The sequence below is a fragment of the Streptomyces sp. NBC_01723 genome (genome assembly GCF_036246005.1).
Classification (GTDB): Bacteria; Actinomycetota; Actinomycetes; order Streptomycetales; family Streptomycetaceae; genus Streptomyces.
This window is the reverse complement of record NZ_CP109171.1, coordinates 3,817,058-3,830,125: the sequence shown is the minus strand read 5'-3', so window position 1 is coordinate 3,830,125 and position 13,068 is coordinate 3,817,058. Positions and strand designations below refer to the sequence as shown.

General features: G+C 67.5%; 9 protein-coding genes and 2 rRNA genes. 3 read left to right on the top strand and 8 right to left on the bottom strand.

Translation table 11 applies throughout. The features are described from left to right. Positions 1 to 22: 22 nt before the first annotated feature. Positions 23 to 3,145 (top strand): 23S ribosomal RNA (locus OIE75_RS17595). Positions 3,146 to 3,232: 87 nt separating this feature from the next. Beyond that, positions 3,233 to 3,349, top strand: a 5S ribosomal RNA gene (gene rrf / locus OIE75_RS17590). 50 nt (positions 3,350 to 3,399) lie between these two features. Here rrf and OIE75_RS17585 read toward each other — a convergent pair. Then, positions 3,400 to 4,068, bottom strand: coding sequence for a response regulator transcription factor (locus OIE75_RS17585; RefSeq protein ID WP_329471434.1), 669 nt, complete (start codon positions 4,066 to 4,068; stop codon positions 3,400 to 3,402). Further along, a complete protein-coding gene (locus tag OIE75_RS17580) occupies positions 4,065 to 5,321 on the bottom strand; it encodes a sensor histidine kinase (protein ID WP_329471433.1) in 1,257 nt (418 codons plus the stop codon). The genes OIE75_RS17585 and OIE75_RS17580 overlap by 4 nt, the downstream gene beginning before the upstream one ends. 94 nt (positions 5,322 to 5,415) lie before the next feature. On the opposite strand from OIE75_RS17580, the gene OIE75_RS17575 reads away from it, so the two are divergent. Then, positions 5,416 to 5,976 carry a GNAT family N-acetyltransferase gene (locus tag OIE75_RS17575; protein WP_329471432.1) on the top strand — a complete coding sequence of 187 codons (561 nt, stop codon included), beginning with the start codon at positions 5,416 to 5,418 and terminating at the stop codon, positions 5,974 to 5,976. A 9-nt stretch (positions 5,977 to 5,985) separates the two neighbouring features. Here the strand turns inward: OIE75_RS17575 and OIE75_RS17570 are convergent, their stop codons facing one another. The 6 genes from OIE75_RS17570 to OIE75_RS17545 all read right to left on the bottom strand — a co-directional run bounded on the left by OIE75_RS17570 (position 5,986) and on the right by OIE75_RS17545 (position 13,060). Beyond that, positions 5,986 to 7,452: a type IV secretory system conjugative DNA transfer family protein gene (locus OIE75_RS17570; protein ID WP_329471431.1), complete on the bottom strand. Its 1,467-nt coding sequence runs from the start codon at positions 7,450 to 7,452 to the stop codon at positions 5,986 to 5,988. A gap of 23 nt (positions 7,453 to 7,475) precedes the next feature. Next, entirely contained in the window at positions 7,476 to 8,888 is a 1,413-nt protein-coding gene (locus OIE75_RS17565) for an ATP-binding protein (protein WP_125495625.1), read from the bottom strand. A 12-nt stretch (positions 8,889 to 8,900) separates the two neighbouring features. Continuing rightward, a complete protein-coding gene (locus OIE75_RS17560) occupies positions 8,901 to 10,460 on the bottom strand; it encodes an SCO6880 family protein (protein ID WP_122621152.1) in 1,560 nt (519 codons plus the stop codon). Continuing rightward, on the bottom strand, positions 10,457 to 11,791 hold the full coding sequence (locus tag OIE75_RS17555) for a hypothetical protein (protein WP_307013504.1): 1,335 nt from the start codon (positions 11,789 to 11,791) through the stop codon (positions 10,457 to 10,459). The genes OIE75_RS17560 and OIE75_RS17555 overlap by 4 nt, the downstream gene beginning before the upstream one ends. Next, positions 11,781 to 12,584 carry a hypothetical protein gene (locus OIE75_RS17550; protein WP_307013502.1) on the bottom strand — a complete coding sequence of 268 codons (804 nt, stop codon included), beginning with the start codon at positions 12,582 to 12,584 and terminating at the stop codon, positions 11,781 to 11,783. The genes OIE75_RS17555 and OIE75_RS17550 overlap by 11 nt, the downstream gene beginning before the upstream one ends. Positions 12,585 to 12,751: 167 nt before the next feature. Next, complete coding sequence (locus tag OIE75_RS17545; RefSeq protein ID WP_055417641.1) at positions 12,752 to 13,060, bottom strand: hypothetical protein; 309 nt, start codon at positions 13,058 to 13,060, stop codon at positions 12,752 to 12,754. Positions 13,061 to 13,068 lie beyond the last annotated feature (8 nt).

Below are 13,068 nucleotides of genomic sequence, written 5' to 3'. Positions count from 1 at the left end.
CACAGTGGACGCGAGCATCTGTGGCCAAGTTTTTAAGGGCGCACGGTGGATGCCTTGGCACCAGGAACCGATGAAGGACGTGGGAGGCCACGATAGTCCCCGGGGAGTCGTCAACCAGGCTTTGATCCGGGGGTTTCCGAATGGGGAAACCCGGCAGTCGTCATGGGCTGTCACCCGCTGCTGAACACATAGGCAGTGTGGAGGGAACGCGGGGAAGTGAAACATCTCAGTACCCGCAGGAAGAGAAAACAACCGTGATTCCGGGAGTAGTGGCGAGCGAAACCGGATGAGGCCAAACCGTATACGTGTGAGACCCGGCAGGGGTTGCGTGTGCGGGGTTGTGGGATCTCTCTTCCACGGTCTGCCGGCCGTGGGACGAGTCAGAAACCGTTGATGTAGGCGAAGGACATGCGAAAGGTCCGGCGTAGAGGGTAAGACCCCCGTAGTCGAAACATCAGCGGCTCGTTTGAGAGACACCCAAGTAGCACGGGGCCCGAGAAATCCCGTGTGAATCTGGCGGGACCACCCGCTAAGCCTAAATATTCCCTGGTGACCGATAGCGGATAGTACCGTGAGGGAATGGTGAAAAGTACCGCGGGAGCGGAGTGAAATAGTACCTGAAACCGTGTGCCTACAAGCCGTGGGAGCGTCGGACATCAAGCTTGCTTGGTGTCTCGTGACTGCGTGCCTTTTGAAGAATGAGCCTGCGAGTTTGCGGTGTGTTGCGAGGTTAACCCGAGTGGGGAAGCCGTAGCGAAAGCGAGTCCGAACAGGGCGATTCAGTAGCACGCTCAAGACCCGAAGCGGAGTGATCTAGCCATGGGCAGGTTGAAGCGGAGGTAAGACTTCGTGGAGGACCGAACCCACCAGGGTTGAAAACCTGGGGGATGACCTGTGGTTAGGGGTGAAAGGCCAATCAAACTCCGTGATAGCTGGTTCTCCCCGAAATGCATTTAGGTGCAGCGTCGTGTGTTTCTTGCCGGAGGTAGAGCACTGGATAGGCGATGGGCCCTACCGGGTTACTGACCTTAGCCAAACTCCGAATGCCGGTAAGTGAGAGCGCGGCAGTGAGACTGTGGGGGATAAGCTCCATGGTCGAGAGGGAAACAGCCCAGAGCATCGACTAAGGCCCCTAAGCGTACGCTAAGTGGGAAAGGATGTGGAGTCGCACAGACAACCAGGAGGTTGGCTTAGAAGCAGCCACCCTTGAAAGAGTGCGTAATAGCTCACTGGTCTAGTGATTCCGCGCCGACAATGTAGCGGGGCTCAAGCGTACCGCCGAAGTCGTGTCATTCATACAATAGGGCCAACGCCTGTATGGATGGGTAGGGGAGCGTCGTGTGCCGGGTGAAGCAGCCGCGGAAGCGAGTTGTGGACGGTTCACGAGTGAGAATGCAGGCATGAGTAGCGATACAAACGTGAGAAACGTTTGCGCCGATTGACTAAGGGTTCCTGGGTCAAGCTGATCTGCCCAGGGTAAGTCGGGACCTAAGGCGAGGCCGACAGGCGTAGTCGATGGATAACCGGTTGATATTCCGGTACCCGCTGTGAAGCGTCAAACATCGAGCATCGTGATGCTAAGGCCGTGAAGCCGCCCTGATCTCTTCGGAGTTGAGGGGAGTGGTGGAGCCGCCGAACCAAGCGGTTAGTAGGTGAGTGATGGGGTGACGCAGGAAGGTAGTCCATCCCGGGCGGTGGTTGTCCCGGGGTAAGGGTGTAGGCCGCAAGGTAGGTAAATCCGCCTTGCATACGGCTGAGACCTGATGCCGAGCCGATTGTGGTGAAGTGGATGATCCTATGCTGTCGAGAAAAGCCTCTAGCGAGTTTCATGGCGGCCCGTACCCTAAACCGACTCAGGTGGTCAGGTAGAGAATACCGAGGCGTTCGGGTGAACTATGGTTAAGGAACTCGGCAAAATGCCCCCGTAACTTCGGGAGAAGGGGGGCCACATCCGGTGACGAGTCTTGCACTCCGAGCTGGGGGTGGCCGCAGAGACCAGCGAGAAGCGACTGTTTACTAAAAACACAGGTCCGTGCGAAGCCGTAAGGCGATGTATACGGACTGACGCCTGCCCGGTGCTGGAACGTTAAGGGGACCGGTTAGCTCCATTTCGGTGGGGCGAAGCTGAGAACTTAAGCGCCAGTAAACGGCGGTGGTAACTATAACCATCCTAAGGTAGCGAAATTCCTTGTCGGGTAAGTTCCGACCTGCACGAATGGCGTAACGACTTCTCGACTGTCTCAACCATAGGCCCGGTGAAATTGCACTACGAGTAAAGATGCTCGTTTCGCGCAGCAGGACGGAAAGACCCCGGGACCTTTACTACAGTTTGATATTGGTGTTCGGTTCGGCTTGTGTAGGATAGCTGGGAGACTTTGAAGCTCACACGCCAGTGTGGGTGGAGTCGTCGTTGAAATACCAGTCTGGTCGTGCTGGATGTCTAACCTGGGTCCGTGATCCGGATCAGGGACAGTGTCTGATGGGTAGTTTAACTGGGGCGGTTGCCTCCTAAAGAGTAACGGAGGCGCCCAAAGGTTCCCTCAGCCTGGTTGGCAATCAGGTGTTGAGTGTAAGTGCACAAGGGAGCTTGACTGTGAGACCGACGGGTCGAGCAGGGACGAAAGTCGGGACTAGTGATCCGGCGGTGGCTTGTGGAAGCGCCGTCGCTCAACGGATAAAAGGTACCCCGGGGATAACAGGCTGATCTTCCCCAAGAGTCCATATCGACGGGATGGTTTGGCACCTCGATGTCGGCTCGTCGCATCCTGGGGCTGGAGTCGGTCCCAAGGGTTGGGCTGTTCGCCCATTAAAGCGGTACGCGAGCTGGGTTTAGAACGTCGTGAGACAGTTCGGTCCCTATCCGCTGTGCGCGTAGGAGTCTTGAGAAGGGCTGTCCCTAGTACGAGAGGACCGGGACGGACGAACCTCTGGTGTGCCAGTTGTCCTGCCAAGGGCATGGCTGGTTGGCTACGTTCGGGAGGGATAACCGCTGAAAGCATCTAAGCGGGAAGCCTGCTTCGAGATGAGGACTCCCACCCCCTTGAGGGGTTAAGGCTCCCAGTAGACGACTGGGTTGATAGGCCGGATCTGGAAGCACCGCAAGGTGTGGAGGTGACCGGTACTAATAGGCCGAGGGCTTGTCCTCAGTTGCTCGCGTCCACTGTGTTGGTTCTGAAACCACGAACAACCCGCCCCCGGTCACAGGGGCGGCTGGTTGTCTGTTTCATAGTGTTTCGGTGGTCATAGCGTAGGGGAAACGCCCGGTTACATTCCGAACCCGGAAGCTAAGCCTTACAGCGCCGATGGTACTGCAGGGGGGACCCTGTGGGAGAGTAGGACGCCGCCGAACAATCATTGTATGAAAGCCCCGCACCGGGAACGGTGCGGGGCTTTCTGCGTTTATGAGGGTCTCACCAGTTTCGTGTCATAGGCCAGGATCACCGCCTGGACGCGGTCGCGGGAACCGGTCTTGGACAGGATGCGGCCCACGTGGGTCTTCACCGTCGACTCGGCCAGGTGCAGGCGCTCCGCTATCTCCGTGTTGGTCCAGCCCTGGCCCATGACCCGCAGGATCTCGGTCTCGCGGTCGGTGAGGGCGGTCAGGCGGGTATCGAGGGTGTCGTCGGGCTCGGCGGATGCGTCCGGCAGGTGGTGGACGTAGGCGTCGAGCAGGCGGCGGGTGAGGCTGGGGGCGACCACCGCGTCGCCCGTGGCCACTGACCGGATGCCGGCGAGGAGTTCCTCGGGCTGGGCGTCCTTCACGAGGAAGCCGGACGCGCCGGCGCGCAGGCCGGAGTAGGCGTACTCGTCGAGGTCGAAGGTCGTGAGGATGAGGACCCGGGTGCCGCCGCCGGTCGCGACGATGCGGCGGGTCGCCTCGATGCCGTCCAGGCCGGGCATGCGGACGTCCATGAGGACGACGTCGGGGTGGAGTTCGGCCGTCAGGCGGACGGCCTCGGCGCCGCCCGGCGCCTCGCCCACGACGGTCATGTCGTCCTGGCTCTCCAGGAGCATCCGGAAGCCGAACCGCTGCAGGGGCTGGTCGTCGGCGATGAGGACGGTGGTCACTGCGGGATTTCCTCCGGTAGGTGCAGGTGGACGCGCCAGCCGCGTTCGGGGTGCGGGCGTGGGCCCGCCTCAAGTGTGCCGCCGTACAGGGACGTTCGCTCGCGCATGCCGGGCAGGCCGCGGCCGCCGGGGCGGGCGGGAGACGGGGCGGTCCGGCCCGTATCGGTGACGGTGAGGGTGACGGCGCCGCCGGCCTCGTAGGAGAGGTCGATGTGTGCGGTGGCCTCGGGGCCGGCGTGCTTCAGGGTGTTGGTGAGGGCTTCCTGGATGACGCGGTAGAGGGTGAGTTGGCGGCCCTCGGGGAGCGTGGCGCGGCCGTTGATGCTCGTACCGACGGGGAGGCCCGCGCGGCGGACGCCGTCGAGGAGTCGGTCGAGGTCGGTGAGGGCGGGCTGCGGGGCGAGTTCGGCGGGGCCGTCCTGTTCGTCGTCGCGCAGGACGTCCAGCAGGCGGCGGAGTTCGGCGAGGGCCTGGCGGCTGGTGGTGCCGATGGCGTCCAGGGCCTGGGTGGCGCGCTCGGGGGACTTGGCGGCGGCGTACCGTCCGCCGTCGGCGAGTCCGGTGATGACGGAGAGGTTGTGGCCGATGATGTCGTGCATCTCCCGGGCTATGCGGGTGCGTTCGGCGGCTGCGGCGAGCCGGAGCTGCTGGTCCCGTTCGGTCTCCAGGCGGTTGGCTCGGTCCTCCAGGACCTCGGTGTGGTCGCGCCGGGTCCGGGTGGTGATCGCGACGAGGGCGACCACGCCGATGGACAGGAGCATCGCCCCGATCTGCTGGTGCCAGGAGCCGTCGTCGCCGTAACGGGCGGCGGTGACGAGGGTCGGGGCGGTCACCAGAGGGGTCACCCACCACAGGGAGCGCAGGGGACGGCGCAGCGTGATGTGGAAGACGAGGACGAGCTGGAGGAGGGCGGCCTGGAGAGCGGTGCCGGTCCAGGCGTTGACGAGGTCCACGGGGACCATGAACAGGAGAACGGCCACGGGGTGGGTACGGCGCCAGAGGAGGGGGACCGAGAAGGCGAGGCTCATGGCGACGACGAGGCCGCCGGGCACGTCGAGGCTGTGGGCGTTGTGGCGCCAGCCGCCGCCGGCGTAGTCGGTCAGCGCCGCGGTGACCCAGAAGGCGGTGAAGTGCAGGTCCCACACGAGCGGACGGCGTCGGTCGAAGGCGCGCAGCCGTCGGGTGACGCGCTGGACGTACTCGGTGAGGGGTTCGGCCGCTCGGTCTTCCGGGACGGGCTTCACGGGCTCCATTCGACCATGGTCGGCGGCGAGGCGGACGGGTGCGTCCGTCCGGCGGCCGTATATGAGGTGAGGGGTGTAGTACCCGGGTATTACGGTGGCCCGCATGAGTGCCTCGGTCCCCGGTGACTATGTGATCCGCTCCATACGCGCCGACGAGTGGCCCGCCGTGAAGGAGCTGCGGCTGCGCGCGCTGCGGGATCCGCTGGCGCACCTCGCCTATCTGGAGACGTACGACGACGCGGTGGCGCGGCCGGACTCCTTCTGGCAGGAGCGGGCGGCCAAGGCCGCGGAGGGGCAGACCGAGGCGCAGCAGATCGTCGCGGTGGGGCCCGGAGGGCTGTGGCTCGGCACGCTGACGGTGCTGGTGGAGGCGGCCGGGACGACCGACTGGGCCGGGTTCCCCGTGGAGCGACGGCAGGGGCATGTCGTCGGTGTGTTCGTGCGGCCCGAGTGGCGGGGGAGCGGGCTGACCAAGGCGCTGTTCGCCGTCGGCCTGGAGTGGGCGTGGGCGAACGGCGCGGAGCGGGTGCGGCTCATCGTGCATCCGGACAACGGGCGGGCGCAGGGCGCCTACCGGAACGCGGGGTTCGTGGCGAGCGGGCGGACGGTGCCGCTGGTGGGCGGGCCCGGGGACCACGAGCTGGAGTTCGTGCTGGAGCGCTGACGCGGGCCCCTACACGGGGAGTTCGTCGTGGGGCCAGCGGGCTCGGCCCTGTTCCCGGGAACGGAGCAGGGCGAGGGTCGGCATGCCGTGGTCCGCGCCGGTGGCCAGCAGCTCCGGGAGCTGGGGAAGCGGCGCCACGGCCGCGACGTCGTCCAGGACGAGGGCCATTGGTGGGTCGAGGCGACCGGAGGATGACCGTTCGGCCATGCGCCGGCCGCGCTCGACCACGCTGGAGACGAGCGCCGTCAGCAGCGGCATCGCGCCGGGGCTCGTGCGAGGGTCCTCGATGGATTCCCCCACCACGTAAAGGGTGCCCTGTTCGTGGACGAAGGAATCCAAGGCGAGGGCATCATTTCGGTTGGGAGTACAGGCCTCGCGGATGTTGACCGTGGAGAGGGCCGCGAGGGCCCGGGCGGTCAACTGCTGTGCCATGTCCCGGCGTTCGGGGTGGGCGGTGAGGGCGCCTTCGAGTTCGCCCGCGGAGCCGGGCGCGGCCTTGGGGTGAGTGCGGAGGACGCGTACGGCGTCCTGGATCTGGAGGCCCTGGGACCAGCGGTGGACGTGGCGGATGGTGCGGCCGTCGATGGCGGCGGCGTGGAGGTAGCTGCGCAGCAGGAGTTCGGCGGTGTCGCTGACGGCCTGGTCGAGGCGGGCGGTGGGGCGGATGGGGGCGAGGAGGGCGGCCGCTCTGGTCGTGGCCGTCTGTCCGTCCTCGCAGCCGGCGGTGGGGGACCAGTGGAGGCGGGCGGGGGTGTCGCAGCGGTGGGTGGGGTCGTACAGGTGGACCGGGCCGAGCTTGGCGCGGGCGTCCTTGGTGTCCGACCAGAGGTCCGGGTTGGAGGTGATGACGAGGGCTGCGCCTTCCGCGTCGCGCAGGGTTTGTGCTGCGGTGGAGTGGCGGGTGGCCGGCGTCCCGTAGTGCACCACGCCTTCGGCGCGGTTTGTCTCCCACCCACCTGCCTGTTCGCCGTCGGCCACAGAAGTGAGGGGCTGTACCTCCGGGGCCGTCTGCTGCTCCGGTGCCCTGGGGACCGGTACTTCGTGCACCGGCTCCCGCGTGGGCTCCGGCTCCGGCTCCCGCACGGGCGCCGCCACCGCCTCCGCACGCCGTCGCTGTCGTACCGCCCGCCACCGGGCCACCGTGCCCATCACGAACACCGCCAGGACGACCAGCACCATCATCTGGCCGATGAACAGCCCCCAGAACAGCCCGTACCCGGAGAGCGCGCCCGCCGGGGTGTCCGGCCAGGCGCCGGGGATGTCGTGGGGCTCGGCGATCAGCTCGCGCATGGCCAGGGGGGTGCCGGTGAAGGTCACGCCCGGGGGCCAGGAGCCGTGGGTGAACAGGGCGGACAGGCCGGTCGCGGTCCACACCAGCAGGGTCATGCCGAGGAGGAAGGCGAGTATGCCGACCAGCAGGCCGTCCGGGATACCACCCTGGGCCGGCCGCTGGTCGCGGTGGTCGTCCGGTCTCATGCGTCCGGTCCCTCCCCGTGTTCCTACGCCACCGTCGATTCGGACGAGTCGCCGATGTGCTGCTCCATGAAGGCCGCCGCCCGTTCCTCCGCCTCCAGTTCGGCGGCGCGCAGGGCGTCGTCGTTGAAGTCGGCGGAGGACTGGGTCATCGCGCGGTCGGTGAAGACCAGGGGCCGTTCGGTCTCGGTGATCAGGTGTTTGACCACCTGGACGTTGCCGTTGACGTCCCACACCGCGATGCCTGGGGTGAGGGTGGGGATGATCTCCACGGCCCAGCGTGGCAGGCCGAGGACACGTCCCGTGGCCCGCGCCTCGTCGGCCTTCTGGGCGTAGATGGTCCGGGTGGAGGCCATCTTGAGGATGGCCGCGGCCTCTCTGGCGGCCGCGCCGTCGACGACGTCGGACAGGTGGTGGACCACCGCCACGAAGGACAGGCCGAGCCGACGCCCGAACTTCAGCAGCCGCTGGAACAGCTGCGCCACGAACGGGCTGTTGATGATGTGCCAGGCCTCCTCGACCAGGAAGATGCGCTTCTTCCGGTCGGGGCGGATCCAGGTGTGCTCCAGCCAGACGCCGACGATGGCCATGAGGATCGGCATGGCGATGGAGTTGCGGTCGATGTGGGAGAGGTCGAAGACGATCAGCGGGGCGTCGAGATCGATGCCGACCGTCGTCGGGCCGTCGAACATGCCGCGCAGGTCACCGTCGACGAGGCGGTCGAGGACGAGGGCCACGTCCAGGCCCCAGGCCCGTACGTCGTCTATGGCGACGTTCATCGCCTCGGCGGACTCCGGCTCGGGGTGGCGGAGCCGCTCGACGATGTCGGTGAGGACGGGCTGGCGTTCGACGATGGTCTCGTTGACGTAGGCGTGCGCCACCTTGAGCGCGAAGCCGGAGCGCTCGTCGAGGCCGTGCCCCATCGCGACCTCGATGATCGTCCGGAGCAGCGCGAGCTGGCCCGTCGTCGTGATCGCCGGGTCGAGGGGGTTGAGGCGGATGCCGTGGTCCAGGGCGGCCATCGGGTCGAGGCGGATGGGAGTTATGCCCAGCTCCTCGGCGATGAGGTTCCACTCGCCGACGCCGTCCTCGCCCTGGGCGTCGAGGACGACGACCTGGCGGTCGCGGAAGCGGAGCTGGCGCAGGACGTACGTCTTCTCCAGCGCGGACTTGCCGTTGCCGGACTCCCCGAGCACCAGCCAGTGCGGGGCGGGGAGCTGCTGGCCGTAGAGCTGGAAGGGGTCGTAGATGTAGCCCTTGCCGGAGTAGACCTCGCGGCCGATGATCACGCCGGAGTCGCCGAGGCCGGGCGCGGCGGTCGGCAGGTAGACGGCCTGGGCCTGGCCCGTGGAGGTGCGGACGGGGAGGCGGGTCGTCTCCACCTTCCCGAAGAGGAAGGACGTGAAGGCCTCGGTGAGGACGGACAGCGGGTCCCGCATCTGGCTCAGCCCCTACCTTCGGATGCCGGTGGCGAACGGAAGTGTGTTCACGAAGGCGCGATGGTGCTCACGGTCGCACCACTCCAGTTTCAGGTACGACTTCCCGGCCGACGCCCTTATGGTCCGCTTGTCGCGGGCCAGGGCCTCGGGGTTGCGGGAGGAGACGGTGATGTAGCCGACCAGGTTGACGCCTGCCGCGCCGCTGGCGAGGTCCTCGCCGCGCTGGTCGAGGCGGCCGTGGGCGGCGACGTCGCGCGGGTCCACGGTCCGGTTCATCTTGGCGGCGCGGGACGCCTCGGCGTCGTCGTTGGTCTTCTCGGTCAGCATGCGTTCGATGGCGACCTCGGTGGGTTCGAGGTCCATGGTCACGGCGACCGTGCGGATGACGTCCGGGGTGTGGACGAGGAGCGGCGCGAGGAAGTTCACGCCGACCGGGGTCATCGGCCACTCCTTGATCCAGGCGGTGGCGTGGCACCAGGGCGCGCGGGTGGAGGACTCGCGGGTCTTGGCCTGGAGGTAGGTGGGCTCCATGGCGTCCAGCTCGGCCGGCCAGGCGTTGCGCTTGGTCATCGCCTGGATGTGGTCGATGGGGTGGTCCGGGTCGTACATGGCGTGCACGAGGGAGGCGAGCCGGCCCTGGCCCAGCGGCTGGCGTACGCGGATGTCGGCTTCCTGGAGGCGGGAGCAGATGTCGGTCAGCTCGCGCGCCATGACGACGGCGAGGCCGGCGTCCCGGTCCAGCTTGCGCCCGTTCTGCGGGCGGGCGGCGCGGGCCATGGCGTTGGCCTCGGCGGCCAGCTCGCGGTTGTAGTGCATGCAGGCGATGAGGTACGCGCGGTGCTGCTCGCTGCTGGTCGACACCATCGACTGGAGCTGGTCGTACGACTGCTGGAGCCACGGCAGCGACTTGGCGTCGCCGCGCTGGGCGACGTCCTTGGCGTGCGCGTCGGGGTCGGCCGGGAGGGTGCGGGCCAGCATCTGGATGCGGGTGACGAAGCCGTCGCCGTTGGCCACGTGCTTGAGCAGGGTGCCGAAGCGGTCGACGAGGGCTTCCTGGTCCTCGGAGTCGCGCAGGCCGACGCCGGGGCCCTCGATCTCGATGGCGGCGGTGACGGTCTTGCGGTCGGCGTGCAGCAGTACGGCGATCTCGTCGGGGCCGAACGGCGCCGCCAGCCAGCTGATGCGGCCGATGCCGGGCGGTGGGCCGACCTCGACCTCACGCCCGTCGGCCCGGGTGCCGGCCTCGATGGCGCCGGAGCGGTAGGTGGTGCCGTTGCGCAGCGTCCGCTTGAAGCTGCGGTTGATCTCGAACCACTTGTAGAACGTCCGGTGCTTGTACGGCACGTAGACGGCCGCCAGCGCGAGCATCGGGAAGCCGCAGAGCAGCACGATGCGCAGGGAGAGGACGGGGACGAGGAGCCCGCACATCATGCCGAGGAAGGCGCCCACGACGATCAGCGCGATCTCACCGGTCTCGCGGTTGCGGCCGACGATCGCGTTCGGCCGGGCGCGGCCGATCAGATACGTACGGCGGGGCGTGACCGGATGGGACACGTGGGACTCGGTCGTCAACGCCCGTCACCTCCTGTGCTCTTGCTGTTGCGGGTGTTGCCGGCGTGGGGCGTGTTCACCGGGCTGGCGGAGCGCGGTGCGGGTGCGGCGGAGGGGACATTTCCGCCGCCGCCGTTCGAGGGGCGCGAGCTGTGCGCGGCGACTCCGCCGGAGGCGGGGTTCGAGGGGCGGGCGGCCGCGGAGGACGAGGACTGGCCGCCGCCGTCGCCGTTGTGGCGGGTGCTGTGGGTTCTGATGCCCTGGGCGACGAGGTTCGCCGGGGAGCTGATCACCGCGGCGGCCTTGCCTTCGGCGCCCTGCATGATGCGGTTGTTGCGGCCGTTCGCGATCTCGTCGCCGAACCCGGGGACGAAACGGTAGATCATCGCCGAGGCGAAGATCGCGAGCAGGATGATGGCGAGGCCGGAGACGACGGCCGAGAAGGCGTCGGGTCCGTCGTCGGCGGACAGGGCGCCGGCCAGCCCGAGGACGATGACGATGACGGGCTTGACGAGGATCACGGCGATCATGATCCCGGCCCAGCGGCGGACGTGGCCCCACAGGTTCTTGTCGACCAGGCCGGCGTAGACGACGGTGCCGAGCAGGGCGCCGACGTAGAGCAGGGCGGCGCGGATGACGAGTTCCAGCCAGAGGACGCCGGCGGCGAGGATCGACACCAGGGAGACGACGATCAGCATGATCGGTCCGCCGCCGATGTCCTCGCCCTTCTCCAGGGCGCCGGAGAACGTGCCGAAGAAGGTGTCCGTCTGGTCGCCGGTGGCGTTGGCGAGGACGTCCGTGACGCCGTCGGTGGCCGAGACGACCGTGTACAGGATCAGCGGCGTGAACGCCGACGCGAGGACGGTGAGCCAGAGGAACCCGATCGCCTCGGAGAGCGCGGTGGTGAGCGGGACGCCGCGCACGGCTCGCTTGGCGACGGCCAGCAGCCACAGGAGGAGCGTGAGGATCGTCGAGGCCGCGAAGACGACGGCGTACTGCTGGAGGAACGTCGGGTTCGTGAAGTCGACGTTGGCGGTGTCCTGGACGGCGTCGCTGAGCTTGTCGATGGTCCAGGAGGCGGCCTTGGCGCAGCCCTTGGCGAGGGAGGAGAGGGGGTCGAGGGTGGCGGTGGGGCTGTAGTCGCCTCCGCCGGCACCGCCGGTGGACCCGCCGCCTTCGCCTCGTCGGCAGTAGTCCTTGGCGGGGCCCACGATGAGATCGCAGTTGTCGTCCGACGGGGTCGGCGAGGGTGTGGGTGCGGCGACGGCGCGGCTGGCGAGCAGAACGGCCGTGGCCTGTACGGCGGTCAGCGCGGCGGCGACCTTGAGTACGCGGCGCGGGTTAGCGGGCATACGTGAACCCTCCGTACTCCTGGACGGCCTTGGACATCTCGTCGGCGCTGGACGCCTTGTTGTCCCCGGGGACGGGCGCGGGGCCGTCCTTCTGGGAGAAGGACTCGACCTTCCAGTCGCCGTCCGCCCAGCGCAGCTGCAGGGTCATGGTGAACCAGTCGCTGCTGACGGGGTTGGTGGTCTTCTCGCCCGCTGTGCCGAACACCCCGGTGCACCAGACCTCCACGGTCGTGGAGGCATCGGTGGACTGGGTGACCTTGGTGCCGATCGGCATGGTGCGCGAGACGTAGGTGCTGCCACGCGTGGCGTTGCCGTTCGCGTCCAAGCCGATGGAGCTGAGGAACTGCTTGCTGTAGGCCTTGTCGAACTTGTCTCCGAGCGCGGCCTGCTTGTCGGCCACGAAGACCTGACGCACGATCTCGTCACGCCGGGCCGGCTTGAGGATGTCGGCGGAGACGAGAGCCACCGCGTAGTTCGCCGCCGCGCTCTGTGCGCCCTGGTCGTCGTGGGCGAAGCCCGACTGGACCGGCTGGGTGCCGGACGGGGCCGTTGCCGAGGTTTTCGGGTTGCTTGCCGCCGCGTCGTCGTCCGGGGATGCGGAATCGTCTCCTCCACGGTTCGCGAAGGCGATCGCCGCGATGAGGAGGACGACGACGCCGACCACCGTGACCAGGCTCCGTGAGGACGAGCGGCCGCCGCGCCGCGGCCCCCCGTCCGCGTCGGGCAGTCTGGTCCGTGTCTGACCGGTGCCGCCGTAACCGCCGGAGGACTGGTGGTCGTCTCCGAGACTCATGCCGCGTACGCCCCCTCGACGTCGTGCCTGCCGTAGAAGTACGACGGTAGCCGTGCTGGTTCCCGCGCGGGCGCGGTGTGGTGACTCGACATCAGGGAAACGCAACCTCAGCCGGTTGGCACGACGGGCGGGTGGGGTGGGGGAGACAGGGACCGTGGGGTGCCGGGCTACACGGCCATCCCGTACACGATGGTGAAGAGGGTGCCGAGCGAGCCGATGATGAACACGCCCGTCAGCCCGGCAATGATGAGGCCCTTGCCCTGCTCCGCGCTGAAGGTGTCGCGCAGCGCGGTGGCGCCGATGCGCTGCTTGGCGGCGCCCCAGATGGCGATGCCGAGGCAGAGCAGGATGGCGACGGCCATCACCACCTCGATCATGATCTTGGCCTCGTTGCCCAGGCTGCCGAAGGGGCCCCAGTCCGGAGCGATCCCCCCGATGATGGTGTTGATGTCTCCCTCGTCGGCCGCAAAGAGCATGTAAGTCA